This is a genomic window from Streptomyces sp. B93 (genome assembly GCF_018070565.1).
Taxonomy (GTDB): domain Bacteria; phylum Actinomycetota; class Actinomycetes; order Streptomycetales; family Streptomycetaceae; genus Streptomyces.
Genome location: NZ_JAGPXL010000085.1, coordinates 1 through 12,161, shown reverse-complemented (window position 1 = coordinate 12,161; position 12,161 = coordinate 1). Strand labels below are relative to the sequence as shown.

The following is a 12,161-nucleotide window of genomic DNA, read 5'->3' as shown; positions in this document are numbered from 1 at the left end:
GTTCGGGGGTGGGCACCGGGTGGGGTTCCGGTTGCGGGGGTTCGGGATGCTGAGGCCCCGGATGCTGAGGCTCCGGCTGCTGGCGCCCCGGATACTGAGGCTCCGGCTGCTGGGGCTCCGGGCCCGGGGTCGGCCCGGGCTGCACGGGGTCCGGGTACGGCTCGGTCATGCTGTCCTCCGGCCAGTGACGAACGTTCCTTGGCTCTGGACTCCTCCCCCGCCTACCCGCCGCCCGAGCCCTCAGTCACCCGCCGGTGTCAGCGGTGGCCGCCGGGTGGGTCACACCCCACGTCCCGGTCTCGCCGCGGCGGCGGCCGCGGCGAGACCGGGACGCGGACTGGCGAACACCGGCACCGAGGTGCGCGTCAGCCGCTGGGCCGGGGCCATCGAGGCCTGGGCGAGGACGATCGAGTCGGCGTCCCGAACGTCATCGACCGCATCCGCGACAGCACGGGCGTACGCGTCGGCGTCGCCCGCCGCGAAGTGCTCCCACGCCTCCTCGACGAGGAGCGTGCGCACCCGCACCGGGGCCCCGGCGCGCCGCGCCTCCTCCTCGACGAGGGCGACCGTCGGCCCGAGGGTGCTCGTCACGGTGCCCAGCACGACGAGGCGCGGCCCCGCGGCGACCGCGGCGGCGGCCATCGGCCGGTCGACACGCAGCACCGGCACCCCGGCACCGGCGGCGGTGGCCTCCGCCACGGCACCGATGGTCGAACAGGTGCACAACACGGCCCGAGCCCCCTCCCCCACGGCCCGCTCCACCAGCCCCCTCACCTCGGCGGCAACAGCCTCGGGACCGCCTTCCCCCCGGGCCCGCTCCAGCAGTTCCGCACCCACGAAGTGCCGTAGCTGAAGCCCTGGATGATCCTCGTCCCGCAACGCGTCGAAGACGGGCACATGGACGGCGGAGGTGTGCACAAGGGCGAGCATGCCGACCCCGCGCCCCTCAGAACCGACCGGGATGCCGCGACAGCCACTCCATCGCGGCCCGCCGCAGCTCGGGGTCGGCCGCCGGGGCCTCGTCGGGGTGCCGCGCGGCCCAGCGGACGACGTAGGGGCAGAGCGGGGCGACGACGACACCCTCGCGGCCCGCGGTGGCGTACAGCTCACGGGCCAGCGAACCCGCGATGCCCTGCCCCTCGTGCTCGGGTTCGACGATGGTGTGCACCGGCACGAGGGCGCGCTGCGGCTCCTCCAGCACGAAGTACTCGATACGGCCGACGACCTCGTCGCCGCGGACCGCCTCCAGCCGACCGGCGCTCCGGTCGTCACGGATCTCGATGTCGCTCACGGGCCACACTCCTCCTCGTCCACGGCGGAGCGGCCGCCCCGGTCAGACCCCCACGGCCTGCGGACTGCGCTCCTGGTCCGAACCCGGCACCGGCGCGGAGGGGTCGGCCCCGAGGGCCACGATGCGGTTGTCCCCGTCCACATGCACGACCCTCGGCTCCAGCTCCCGCGCCTCGGCGTCGGTGACCTGAGCGTAACTGATGATGATCACAAGATCCCCAGGGTGCACAAGATGCGCCGCGGCCCCGTTGATCCCCACCACCCCGGACCCCCGCTCCCCCTCGATGACATACGTCTCCAGCCGGGCCCCATTGGTGACATCCACGATGTGCACCAACTCCCCGGGCAGCAGATCAGCGGCCTCAAGCAGGTCGGCGTCAATCGTCACGGACCCCACGTAGTGCAGGTCGGCCTGGGTGACGGTGGCGCGGTGGATCTTGGACTTGAACATCGTACGCATCATCGAGGTACTCCTGGACATAGGCTCCCTGCCTGCGTTTTTGCAGGTCAAGGGCGGTTTCCCTACCTTACAACGAGTCGCATGTTCGGGCAGCATTCCCCAGGTTCTTCATGACTCATGCTGACCACTTGCCGACTTCCCTGACGCATCGTCAGGTGCATGCGGGGGAGCTTCGCCACCCTCCTGGACCCCACCGCGACGACCTCACAAGCCTACGCAGCACCTTCCGAAGGGTGTCCGTGACCACCGTCACTCCGGCGGTGTGGGCGGCGGTCGGGAGCGACGGCCGGTCGACGGGAAGCCGGCCTGCGCAGCGCCATGATCGGAGGCCAGTCCGCTGCCCCCCTCACAGGAGGAAGAAGGTCCTCTCACGCAACGATGAATTCGGGGACCGCAGCGGCGCGGCAACACAGCAGCGAATCGCCGGTTACCCAAACCGGCGATTCCCATGACCATGGGTATGCCTCGTCCGATGACTCTTTGCGGTGACGCAGGGCGGGCGTCAAGGACATTTGGAATACGGCCAGAGCAGAGTGCGAGCCACCGTCGCGATCCGACTCAGGCCAGCCTCAAGGAGCACCATCTTGCCCATGGGAACCGCAGTCGCACCCCGACGAGCCCCGCATCGATCACAGGTCGGTAAGCAGGCGACGTAGCGTCGAGCCCGTCCTCATGGACACATCCGAGGTCGCTGCAATTCAAAGCTCGGCCGAGGCAGGAACGCCAAGGTCCGGTACAAGAGGGCCGAGATCTTCAAATGGTCGGAGCAGCGGAAAATTCACTAAACGCTGCCTCGTTTCCCGGGGTTCAGTCCGCCGAGGACAAATGGCTCGGGTAACGTGAAGCGGGCCGATTCGATCCGGATGTCATCAACTTTCCTTCCACGGTGCCCTGTTGGCTTGCGAGACGCGCCCTGACCAGCAGGAACAGAAGCATCATCGGTTGAGGGAAACGGTCCGGCGGCAGGGGCGGCCTGCCCGGGACGGCGAGCAGAAGGACGGCGGCGGCGCATGCCGCCGTCTGCCTGCGCGTCCAGGGCATTAGAAAGGCCGACCCGCCGCTGGAGGGCTCCCCCAGTGCGCTACAAGACCCGATCCGCCTACTCACGCCCCCCCAACCTCTCCCCCCAGGCCCGCTACAAAGCACGGGAAAAAGAACACGTGCTCAGGTCAAGAAGGCAACGAGAGGACGGCAGACCCAACCCGTCGCCTCGTCCCCGCCGCCGAGCTGGTGGACACCGATCCACGAGCCGTCCGTAGCGGGCTCAGGCGGTCGCGGAGAAGCGCTCAGGAGCAAGGTGTCCGAGCAACGAGGTGATGACCAGATCCGTGGAGGCCACCATGTCAACGGCGTCCGGGGCAAGCAGCCATTGGACCTGGAGACCATCCATGACGGCGATGATGGCGTTCGCCGCAGTCTGCGCGGCTATCCGGTTCTCCTCGCCAAGGCTGCAGGCTTCGATCACGGCGTCAGTGACGAAGGTGCGCAGGCCGGCATAACGGTCTCGGAAGTACGCCTGGGCGGGGTGGGCGTCGGTGACGGACTCGGCGGAGAGCACTGTATAGAGCCTGACGATGCCCTCGCGCTCGGCATTCCGGCGGGCGGTGACGACGAGATGACGGAGAAACTCAAGACCTTGCGGGCGCTCGGTTCCGAGCTGCTCGATGTCTGCCTCGTCACGGAGTTCCAGGACACTGGTGAGCAGCAACGCCTTCGATCGGAAGTAGTGCAGTACGCCGGCCTGGGTCAATCCCACGCGGTCGGCGATCTCTGCCAGGGATGCGTTGTTGTAGCCGCGGGCGGCGAACGTATCCATGGCTATATGCAGGATCTCCTGCTGCCGCCTCCGAGCTTCGACGCTGCGCGGGGCCCGTGGTGTAGCCCGCGCACTGCGGGCAGGTCTGCCTACCGACTGGTCACTCACAGGCGACAGCCTACGCCGCGCCATCACCACCAGTGATGATCTTTGCGTCTCTCGGGCGGATTGGTGCAGACCACTTACTAAGTACTTAGTAGGTGTGCTTTCATGTCGCCCACTCGTCGTTGCGCTCATAAGGAGCCTCATGCCTTCTCCCTTAGCAACAGACGTCCGCCCTCTTGGAGTTGGGCTGTGCGCGCCAGCCCTCATCTGGGCGCGGGGCGCGCAGGACGGGGCCGTCAGGCTGGGCGGCGGCTCGCAGAGGAAGCCGCCCAAGCACGCCGGCATCATCGGCCGCTGGCACGCCGTGTCCTTGCGCGGGTACGCCGAATGGCTTCGCGGACCCAGCGCCGGTCCGCCTCCTGCTCTGCGGCGCGGCCGGAGCGTTCCTCACTCATGCCGAGCAGGTCCCGCTGATCTTCTTGTGCCGCTGCGTCGGCCTTGATTCGGCGTTGGATGCCGCAGCGTTGCGCGCGCACCAGAAGCGACGGGGCGCTAGAGAGAATTGCCGCCCCCTGGTTGACCCTCTGGGCCTGCCCACGCGACCCCGAGTGCACCACCCTTCGAGCCCATCGGCTCGCCGTCCTCTCCGCTCTGGCGAGCCGATGGGCATACCCCCACGTGTCACTGACCGAAGGAGACCCGCACCGTGTCAAACCGCTTCAGGACCCGCCCGCCCAGAGCTCGGGCGGCTGCCCTCGTCCTGGCTCTGGCCGTCACCGGCCTTGGCCTCACGGGTGGTGGAACAGCCCAGGCCGCTGATCCCGTCGCCCAGGTGTGGATCACCACCCCCGACGGCACCCGTAAGCTCAGCTCGGATGGCAGCGCGCCCTTCACCGGCTCCCCACAGCCCATAGACATCCGCGTCGATGCGAACAGCCGGGGGCAGCGCTACACCGGTGCCGGCGCCTCAGTCACCGGTGCGTCAGCCCGCCTCATACAGCAACTGCCACAGGACACGCGCAACGACCTCATGCGGTCGCTGTTTTCGACCTCGGGTGATGGAATCGGCCTTTCCTACCTGCGTCAGCCGCTGGGCAGCAGCGACTTCGATGCCACGAACAACCCGCACTCATACGAGGACACACCCGGTCAGTTCTCCATCGACCGGGACCGGGCAGAGATCATTCCGGTTCTCAAGCAGGCGCTCAGCGTCAACCCCTCCATCCGCTTCATGGGAACCCCTTGGTCGCCTCCGGGATGGATGAAGACCAGCAACTCGCTCAACGGCGGCAGCCTCAAACCCGAGAACTACGGCTCCTACGCCGACTACCTGGTCAAGACGATCCAGGCCTACCGGCAGGAGGGCATCACTCTCACCGACCTGAGCGTCCAGAACGAACCCGAGTTCGCCACCAGCTATCCCTCCATGTCCATGACCTCGACGCAGCAGGCCGATTTCCTCAGGGTCCTCGACCCCAAGCTCACCGCCGCCTCGCTGTCGACGAACATCCTCGCCTTCGACCACAACTGGGACCACCCCAACTACCCCCTCGAGGTGTTCTCCCGAACGTCCGGGATCAACCGCATTATCGGCGCGGCCTTCCACTGCTATGGCGGACAGCCCTCCGCCCAGCAGCAGGTCATCAACGCGGGCAAGCGCGTCTTCTTCACCGAGTGTTCCGGGACCGACAGCTCCAATCCTGCTTCCACGTTCGCAGACAGCCTGCGCTGGCAGGCGGAGAACCTCGTCGTGCAGAACATGCGCAACGGCGGCGAGACCGTGGTGACCTGGAACCTCGCCCTTGACCAGAACGGCGGCCCGCACCAGGGGCACTGCGCCAACCGCTGCAACGGCGTGGTCGAGATCGCGAACGGCAACGTCAACCGGGGCGCGGAATATTACTCGCTCGGCCACATCAGCAAGTTCGTCAAGGTCAGCGCCACCCGCATCGGCTCCACCAGCCAGGGCGGCGGCGGGATCCAGAACGTCGCCTTCCAGAACCCGGACGGCACGCGCGTCGCCTACGTCGTCAACACCGGCGGAACACAGCGCTTCTCCATCACCGACAACGGCCGCTCCCTCACCTACACCCTGCCGGGCGGCGCGGTCGCAACCTTCGTGTGGAACCCGTCCGGCGGCAGTGACCCGAGCACCCCGATCGACACCAGCGCCTGGTACCGGGTGGCGAACACCAACAGCGGTGCTTGCCTGGACGCCACCGACTGGGGCACCGCCAATGGCACCCTGCTCCAGCAGTGGTCGTGCGGCGACGGGGCCAACGAGAAGTGGCAGTTCCGCTCCACCGGTGAGGGCTACTACCAGGTGGTCAACCAGCACAACAACAAGTCCTGGGATGTGGACGGCGGCGCCGGCGCAACCGCGGACGGAACCAAGGTGCACCTGTGGGACTACGTCGGCGGCACCAACCAACAGTGGCGTGCCGAGCCCCTCGCCTCGGGGCAATACCGCTTCGTGACCCGGCACAGCAACAAGTGCCTCACGGTGGACGGATCTTCCACCGCCAACGGGGCGAAGCTGTCACAGCAGACCTGTTCCGGCTCGGCGGCCCAGGCCTTTCGCCTGAACAACTGACCTGACCGTCCCAAAGGTGGTGGGGCACGGGCAACCCGGCGGCCCCACCACCCAGTTCGCAGTAGCCGTCACAAGGGGAAACGTGGCCGCGTGTCGACCCCGCCTCGCCGGCCTTCTGCGACCGACGAGGTCTCCCGCTTCGGCGGCCTGCGGTGGGAGCTGGCCCACCTGCAGCACACGGACACTGCCAGCAGCAAGGCGTTCTTGTGGTCCAGCCTCCCCGAGACGGTGCGGAACTCGTTCCTGCGCATCGCCTGGGCGCTGATCAACACCCGACCCCTGCGCTGACGAGCAGCCGACAGCCGATCCCCGATGATCGCGTTCTCGGCCTCTCACCCCTCCAACCCACCGAACGCTACCGGTCACAGCAGAGTGATGTGGCGGAGAAGCGATGGCGTAAATGGCGGGGCACCTCCATACCGGTGCGTAAGAACGACGTCCGCGCGCTCATGATGCCCCCTTCTTAGACGTGCCGGGGCGGGCAGTGAGCGCGTCGGTCAGTGCGGTGACGGCGGTGACGACCGCTTGACGGTGCGCAGCGGCGCGCTGGTCGACGGGTTCGCCGAGCGGGTTGCGGATGCGTTCGGCGGTGGCGTTCCAGGCCATCACGGCGCCGAGGGTGATCATCATCAGGTCGGTGGCCAGGTTGAGGTGGATGCCGTAGCTGGCGGCGATCTCGGTGGCCTTGGCGATGTGAGAGTTGATCTCGGCTTCTGACGCTTCGGGGAACTCCAGTGCGCGCCACTGACTGAGGCGCTGGAGTCCCGGGTCGGCGACGAGGGCGTCGAACAGTGCGCCGGCATAACCGGGCAGGTCGTCGGCAGTAATGGGCGCGACGTCGGCGAGGACGCGCAGACGGTCGGCCATCACCGCGTCGAACAGGTCTTCTTTGGATGCGAAGTAGAGGTAGATCGGAGGTACTCGCCCGGGAGACCGCCGACCGGGGCATCACCGTCAACACCATCCAGCCGGGTCCGATCGACGAGGCCGGGGTCTTCACCGACTCGATCCCCACCGACTCCCCGTTCCGCGGCATCCAGGCCGCCGGGCGCATCGCGGACCGCATCGGCACACCGGACGACGTCGCCGACGCCGCAGAGTACCTCGCCGGAGACCTCGCCGCATGGGTCAGCGGCACCACCATCGCCGTCACCGGCGGCCTGCCCCAGTGATCAGGCGGCGCGCCGGTCTCGCGACGGAGACCGGCGCGCACCCGACCGACGATGAGTCGCGGTGACGCCCGCTCGCCCTCCGCCCCTTGAACCGATGTCTCAGACCGCCGCCATCTCCTCGCGCACCAGACTGGCCAGTTCCGCCGGGCGGCTGAGGAACGGGGAGTGCGAGGAGCGGATGCGCTGCACCCGCTCCGCCCGCACCGCCATCTGCTCCTGGAGGGGCGGCGGGAGGGCGAGATCGTCCTCGCACACGATGTACGTACTGGGCACGGTACGCCACGCGACCTCGGTGAGCGGCTGCTTCACGGCGCGCAGCGACTCGTGGCCGAGCCGGGCGACACACCGGGCCGCCAATTCCGGTTCCACGCCGGCGTAGAGGGCTTTCAGCGGATCGTGGACGTCGAAGTATTCCTCGTTCTCGTGCACGTCCCAGTCCGGCGGATACGCCCCGTCGACCAGGGTCAGCAGCGCGTCGCCGACGTCCTGCATCAGTGCGGTGAGGTAGATGACGCGGCGCACGTCGCCCGCCGAGCCGACGGCCTGGCTCACGGGACAGCTTCCGTAGGAGTGACCGACGACGACGGTGTGCCCGCCGATGGCCTCCAGCGCGGCGGAGATCACCGCCGCGTCGTCGTACAGGTCCCCGAGGGCGTGAGGGTCTGGGCCACTGCTCGGCAGGGCGACGGCGCGCACGTCCACATCGGGAAGGTGGTCGATCAGTGGCTGCCAGCACCAAGTGCCGTGCCAGGCGCCATGGACGAGAAGAAGAGCCGGTTGAGTAGGCATGGCGCATTTTCTACTCGCCGAAACCGCTGTGCGCCCGGTCTCGGAAGTGAATTCGCCCCCGTAGGCCACAGCGAGCACGGGTGCATAAGGGGACCGCGACTGTCCGGACTCCGACCCTCCATATCCGCCGGACCGCCCCTGGTGAACCGATCCACGGCATCCGAAGCCTTGCCCGGTCCGGCGATGCACCGAACCGGGCGAAGTGACCGAGGGTGTGAGGGTCCACCACGCCATCACGGCTCGCCCTGATGCGGTGCCGGGCCGACCATGGCCGCGGGCCGCACGATCCGGTCGAACTCCTCCGCGCTGACGTATCCGGAGGCCAGGGCGGCCTCCCTGAGGGTGGGGCCCTCGTCGTTCGCCCCTGTGCGCGATGGCGGACACGTGGTCGTAGCCGATCGCCGGCGACAACGCGGTGACCATCAGCGAATGGTCGACGTACTCCTGGATTCGTTCGGGGTTGAGCTCGGTGCCCTTGATACAGAACTCGCGGAACTTGTCGCAGGCGTCGGTCAGGATCACCACCATGTGCGGGAGTTGTTGACGATGACCGGCCGCATGGCGTTGAGCTCGAAGTTGCCCTGCGAGCCCGCGAAAGCGATGGCCTGGTCCTCGGAGAGCACCTGGATGCACACCATGTGCCACGGCCTCGCACTGCGTCGGGTTCACCTTGCCGGGCATGATCGAGGAGCCCGGTTCGTTGGACGGCAGCCCGAGTTCGCCGTTGCCGCAGCGCGGCCCGGAGGCCAGCCACCGGATGTCGTTGACGATCTTCATCAGGGGGACCGCCAGCACGTAGGCCAGGCCGAGGCACCGACCATGGCGTTGAGTCCCCCTGCGCGGCGAACTTGTTCTGAGCGGTGGTGAAGGGGAAGGCGGTCGATCGCTCGATCTCCGCCGCGACCTGCTCCGCGAACCCCTCCGGAGCCTTCAGGCCGGTACCGACGGCGGTGCCGCCCATGGCGAGTTCGAGCAGCCCCTCACAGGAGTCGGTCACCCGCTCGCAGGCCTGTTCAAGCTGGCGCGCATAGCCGGACCACTCCTGGCCGACGGCCAGCGGTACGGCGTCTTCCAGGTGTGTCCGCCCGATCTTCACCACCTCATGCCACTGCCGCGCCTTGTCCGCGATGGCCTGCTGGAGGGCGCGGACACTGGGCAGCAGCCGTTCGTGCACCGCCTTGACCGCGGCGATGCGCATCGCGGTCGGGAAGGTGTCGTTGGACGACTGGCCCAGGTTGACGTGGTCGTTGGGGTGAATCGACGTCTTGCTGCCGAGCTCGCCCCGGCGAGTTGGATCACCCGGTTGCTGATCACCTCGTTGGTGCTCATGTTGGACTGCGTGCCCGAGCCGGTCTGCCACACGTACAGGGGACGTACAGGGGGAAGCGGTCGTCAAGTCGGCCGGCGATGATCTCGTCCGCCATCCGCGCGATCAGGTCGGCCTTCCACGCGGGCAGCCGTCCGGCCCGGCGTCGGCGATCGCGGCGGCCTTCTTGACGTGGCCGTAGGCGTGGTACACCTCTTTCGGCATGTGGTCGTCACCGATGGAGAAGTGCATCAGGCTTCGCTGGGTCTGGGCGCCCCAGCAGCGGTCGGCGGGCACATCGATGGCGCCCATGGAGTCCGTCTCGCGGCGGGTGCCGGTCGCATCCAGGCCGATGGGTACGTCACGGATGACGGGGGTGCCGTCCGTGTCGTGCGTGATCATGCCGTCGCATCCCCCTGCTTGTCGCAGCCGGGCTGCCACATGCGAGCGCGGACGGCCTGGTGTGGGTCGGACGGGCGGTCGACGGCGACACCCTCGTCGATGGCGGCCTGGACGACCGCCACGGCGGTGACGGCCGACGATTCCCGCAGCTCCTCGACCGGCGGCAGCAGGGCAGCGCCGGGCTGCGCGGCATCCACCTGACCGGCGACCGCCTCGGCGGCGGCGCGCAGCATGCCGTCCGTCACCCGGGAGGCGCCGGCGACGATGGTGCGGAGCCCTGATCCGGGGTAGAGCAGGGCGTTGTTAGCCTGGCCGATCCGGTAGATCGTCCCGCCGTGATCGACCGGCTCCACTGGGATGCCCGTGGCGACGAGGGCCTTGCCCTGGGTCCACGCGATGATGTCGGCGGGCATGGCCTCGATCTGGGAGGTCGGGTTGGACAGCGGCAGCACGATGGGGCGCTCCGTGCCGACGCCCATCGCCTCGACGACCTCCTGGGTGAAGGCGCCCGGGACGGTGGAGGTGCCCAGCAGGATGGTGGGCTTGACCCGGCGAACGGTCTCCAGCAACCGGCTGCCGTCACCGTCGGCCGCCCAGCCGTCCGTCTCGCCGGGGTCGACGAGCCAGATCTGGGCGGTGGCCTGCTCCTCGTCGGCACCGTCACGGACCATCGCGTCGTGCAGCTGGTCGGCGACGCCGGCGGTGCCGCTGCCGTAGACGACCAGACGCTGGTCGCGCATCGGGATGCCGCTGACCCGCACGGCTGCGAGTGTCGCAGCCAGCGCGATGGCGCCGGTGCCCTGTACCTCGTCGTTGAAGACGCGGTACTGCTCCAGGACGCGGCGGGCGTTGCCGGGCCGAAGTCCTCGAAGTGCAACAAGGCGCCGGGGAACATGGCGGACGCGGTGCGCAGGTACTGCTCGATGAAGGAGTCGTACTCGGCCCGCGCACCCGCGGGAAGCGGTTGCCCAGGTACAGCGGGTCCTTCAGCAGCGACTCGCGGTCAGTGCCGACGTCCAGTGACACGGCGATGACACGACTGGGGTCGATGCCGACGGCGGCCGTGTAGACGGCCAGCTTGCCGACGGCGATCTGGACGCCGCCCACGCCCCAGTCACCGATGCCGAGAATCTGCTCGGCGTCGGAGCAGACGATCAGGTCCACGTCGTCCGGGCCGAGGCCGAGCGTTCGAAACGCCTTCTCGATGTCGTCCGGCCGGTCGATGGACAAGAAGACGCCGCGCGGGCGACGGTACTTGTGCGAGTAGCGTTTGATCGCCTCACCGACCGTGGGGTCGTAGACGATGGGCAGCAGTTCCGCCAGGTGGTCCCGAAGGATCTTGAAGTAGAGGGTCTCATCGCGGTCATGCAGCTGTTCCAGGTAGGCGTTCTTGGCGAGGCTGTCGCCATGGGCCTGGAGCTGCCGGTAGGCACGTTCGGCCTGTTGCTCCAGGGTGAGCACCACGGAGGCCAGGCGTCCGGTCGGTCCCAGCGCTTCCCGCTCGGCTTCAGTGAATCCGACGCCATGGTTGAGCAGCGGATCGCTCAGGGCGGCCGGGATCGCCGGAGTGCGCTCGGTGGCGTCTGCCATGTCGAACTCCTCGTGGCTCGGGACAAGGCCATACGCAAAGGGCCTCTCGTCCGCGCTCGGGTAGACCGCCGCCCACCGACACGGATGAGCTACCTCGACGGCGACGCTGCCGTGGCGAGGCGGTCTCCCATCCGGTGTCACCACCGGTGCGGCCCGCGATCGTGCGTTCGCCTTCCACGCTCGGCAGAACGACTGGACGACACATCCGTCATCTGACTGGACGTGCTGGTGACCGGCACGTGGGGCGACGGCCGCCGTACATCGTGGATCCGCGTGATGCGGGCGCGGCAGGCCCGCATCACGTCCTTCCGGGCGGCGGGGAACAGCATGAGCCAGCGCACGCCTGCCGACAGGCACGAAGAGCTTGGCCCCGTCCCGTGAAACCGCAGACACCGCCTGCCGCGGTCAGCCGGCCTCCACTGCCTCCCTGTCACGCAGGCAGGTCAGGGCCCACAACACCAAAGCGAAGGCGGTGACACCGAGGCCTGTGAGGCAGACTCCGGTCCACCCCGCCCATGTCCACACGAACGACGCCACCGCCGAACCGAGCGCGCCGCCCAGGAAGTAGAAGGGGCCTTGACCCTTGATCCTGGACACACGAGACACTGGATCCTGAGGATCTGAGAACGGACATCTCGTGGTCATGAAGAACTATCCGCCACAGTTCAAAGCGGACGCGGTCGCGCTGTACCAGTCGC

At 68.3% G+C, this 12,161-nt stretch carries 14 protein-coding genes and 2 pseudogenes; 3 read left to right on the top strand and 13 right to left on the bottom strand.

Annotated elements, in window-relative coordinates; genetic code table 11:
- Window positions 1-279: 279 nt before the first annotated feature.
- The 4 genes from KBY47_RS35440 to KBY47_RS35425 all read right to left on the bottom strand — a co-directional run bounded on the left by KBY47_RS35440 (window position 280) and on the right by KBY47_RS35425 (window position 3,698).
- Window positions 280-930, bottom strand: a complete 651-nt coding sequence (locus KBY47_RS35440) for an aspartate/glutamate racemase family protein (protein WP_210928650.1) — start codon at window positions 928-930, stop codon at window positions 280-282.
- 16 nt (window positions 931-946) lie between these two features.
- Window positions 947-1,291 carry a GNAT family N-acetyltransferase gene (locus KBY47_RS35435; RefSeq protein ID WP_210928647.1) on the bottom strand — a complete coding sequence of 115 codons (345 nt, stop codon included), beginning with the start codon at window positions 1,289-1,291 and terminating at the stop codon, window positions 947-949.
- A gap of 42 nt (window positions 1,292-1,333) precedes the next feature.
- Complete coding sequence (gene panD / locus KBY47_RS35430) at window positions 1,334-1,753, bottom strand: aspartate 1-decarboxylase (RefSeq protein ID WP_210928644.1); 420 nt, start codon at window positions 1,751-1,753, stop codon at window positions 1,334-1,336.
- Window positions 1,754-3,014: 1,261 nt separating this feature from the next.
- Window positions 3,015-3,698, bottom strand: a complete 684-nt coding sequence (locus KBY47_RS35425; RefSeq protein WP_210928653.1) for a TetR/AcrR family transcriptional regulator — start codon at window positions 3,696-3,698, stop codon at window positions 3,015-3,017.
- A gap of 619 nt (window positions 3,699-4,317) precedes the next feature.
- Between KBY47_RS35425 and KBY47_RS35420 the strand changes: the two genes are divergently transcribed.
- On the top strand, window positions 4,318-6,204 hold the full coding sequence (locus tag KBY47_RS35420) for an RICIN domain-containing protein (RefSeq protein WP_210928641.1): 1,887 nt from the start codon (window positions 4,318-4,320) through the stop codon (window positions 6,202-6,204).
- A gap of 90 nt (window positions 6,205-6,294) precedes the next feature.
- Complete coding sequence (locus tag KBY47_RS35415; protein WP_210928639.1) at window positions 6,295-6,492, top strand: hypothetical protein; 198 nt, start codon at window positions 6,295-6,297, stop codon at window positions 6,490-6,492.
- Window positions 6,493-6,651: 159 nt separating this feature from the next.
- On the opposite strand, the gene KBY47_RS35410 is transcribed toward KBY47_RS35415, so the two are convergent.
- Entirely contained in the window at window positions 6,652-7,071 is a 420-nt protein-coding gene (locus tag KBY47_RS35410; RefSeq protein ID WP_210928637.1) for a hypothetical protein, read from the bottom strand.
- A gap of 26 nt (window positions 7,072-7,097) precedes the next feature.
- Between KBY47_RS35410 and KBY47_RS35405 the strand changes: the two genes are divergently transcribed.
- Window positions 7,098-7,376: an SDR family oxidoreductase gene (locus tag KBY47_RS35405; RefSeq protein WP_210928635.1), complete on the top strand. Its 279-nt coding sequence runs from the start codon at window positions 7,098-7,100 to the stop codon at window positions 7,374-7,376.
- A gap of 99 nt (window positions 7,377-7,475) precedes the next feature.
- Here the strand turns inward: KBY47_RS35405 and KBY47_RS35400 are convergent, their stop codons facing one another.
- The 8 genes and pseudogenes from KBY47_RS35400 to KBY47_RS35385 all read right to left on the bottom strand — a co-directional run bounded on the left by KBY47_RS35400 (window position 7,476) and on the right by KBY47_RS35385 (window position 12,060).
- The gene (locus KBY47_RS35400; protein WP_210928634.1) at window positions 7,476-8,165 is read right to left on the bottom strand and encodes an alpha/beta fold hydrolase; all 690 of its coding nucleotides are present in this window, start codon (window positions 8,163-8,165) and stop codon (window positions 7,476-7,478) included.
- A 233-nt stretch (window positions 8,166-8,398) separates the two neighbouring features.
- The gene (locus tag KBY47_RS37465) at window positions 8,399-8,491 is read right to left on the bottom strand and encodes a hypothetical protein (RefSeq protein ID WP_374103152.1); all 93 of its coding nucleotides are present in this window, start codon (window positions 8,489-8,491) and stop codon (window positions 8,399-8,401) included.
- A gap of 373 nt (window positions 8,492-8,864) precedes the next feature.
- Window positions 8,865-8,942 (bottom strand): annotated as a pseudogene (locus KBY47_RS37460) (hypothetical protein); the annotation flags it as partial.
- A gap of 121 nt (window positions 8,943-9,063) precedes the next feature.
- A pseudogene (locus KBY47_RS36885) lies at window positions 9,064-9,525 on the bottom strand (lyase family protein); the annotation flags it as partial.
- A 72-nt stretch (window positions 9,526-9,597) separates the two neighbouring features.
- Window positions 9,598-9,873, bottom strand: coding sequence for a hypothetical protein (locus KBY47_RS36880; RefSeq protein WP_247695734.1), 276 nt, complete (start codon window positions 9,871-9,873; stop codon window positions 9,598-9,600).
- Entirely contained in the window at window positions 9,870-10,634 is a 765-nt protein-coding gene (locus tag KBY47_RS36875; RefSeq protein ID WP_308405406.1) for a malic enzyme-like NAD(P)-binding protein, read from the bottom strand. The genes KBY47_RS36880 and KBY47_RS36875 overlap by 4 nt, the downstream gene beginning before the upstream one ends.
- The gene (locus KBY47_RS37305) at window positions 10,534-11,463 is read right to left on the bottom strand and encodes a hypothetical protein (protein ID WP_308405405.1); all 930 of its coding nucleotides are present in this window, start codon (window positions 11,461-11,463) and stop codon (window positions 10,534-10,536) included. Before KBY47_RS37305 ends, KBY47_RS36875 begins: the two co-directional genes overlap by 101 nt.
- A gap of 405 nt (window positions 11,464-11,868) precedes the next feature.
- Window positions 11,869-12,060: a hypothetical protein gene (locus tag KBY47_RS35385; RefSeq protein ID WP_210928633.1), complete on the bottom strand. Its 192-nt coding sequence runs from the start codon at window positions 12,058-12,060 to the stop codon at window positions 11,869-11,871.
- Window positions 12,061-12,161 lie beyond the last annotated feature (101 nt).

Excerpts from the sequence above, each read along its gene's own strand:
- KBY47_RS35410 (WP_210928637.1), bottom strand. The coding sequence starts at position 7,071 with ATGGCCGACCGTCTGCGCGTCCTCGCCGACGTCGCGCCCATTACTGCC.
- KBY47_RS35405 (WP_210928635.1), top strand. The coding sequence starts at position 7,098 with ATGCGAAGTAGAGGTAGATCGGAGGTACTCGCCCGGGAGACCGCCGAC.
- KBY47_RS35400 (WP_210928634.1), bottom strand. The coding sequence starts at position 8,165 with ATGCCTACTCAACCGGCTCTTCTTCTCGTCCATGGCGCCTGGCACGGC.
- KBY47_RS37305 (WP_308405405.1), bottom strand. The coding sequence starts at position 11,463 with ATGGCAGACGCCACCGAGCGCACTCCGGCGATCCCGGCCGCCCTGAGC.
- KBY47_RS36880 (WP_247695734.1), bottom strand. The coding sequence starts at position 9,873 with ATGATCACGCACGACACGGACGGCACCCCCGTCATCCGTGACGTACCC.
- KBY47_RS35440 (WP_210928650.1), bottom strand. The coding sequence starts at position 930 with ATGCTCGCCCTTGTGCACACCTCCGCCGTCCATGTGCCCGTCTTCGAC.
- KBY47_RS35425 (WP_210928653.1), bottom strand. The coding sequence starts at position 3,698 with ATGGCGCGGCGTAGGCTGTCGCCTGTGAGTGACCAGTCGGTAGGCAGA.
- panD (WP_210928644.1), bottom strand. The coding sequence starts at position 1,753 with ATGATGCGTACGATGTTCAAGTCCAAGATCCACCGCGCCACCGTCACC.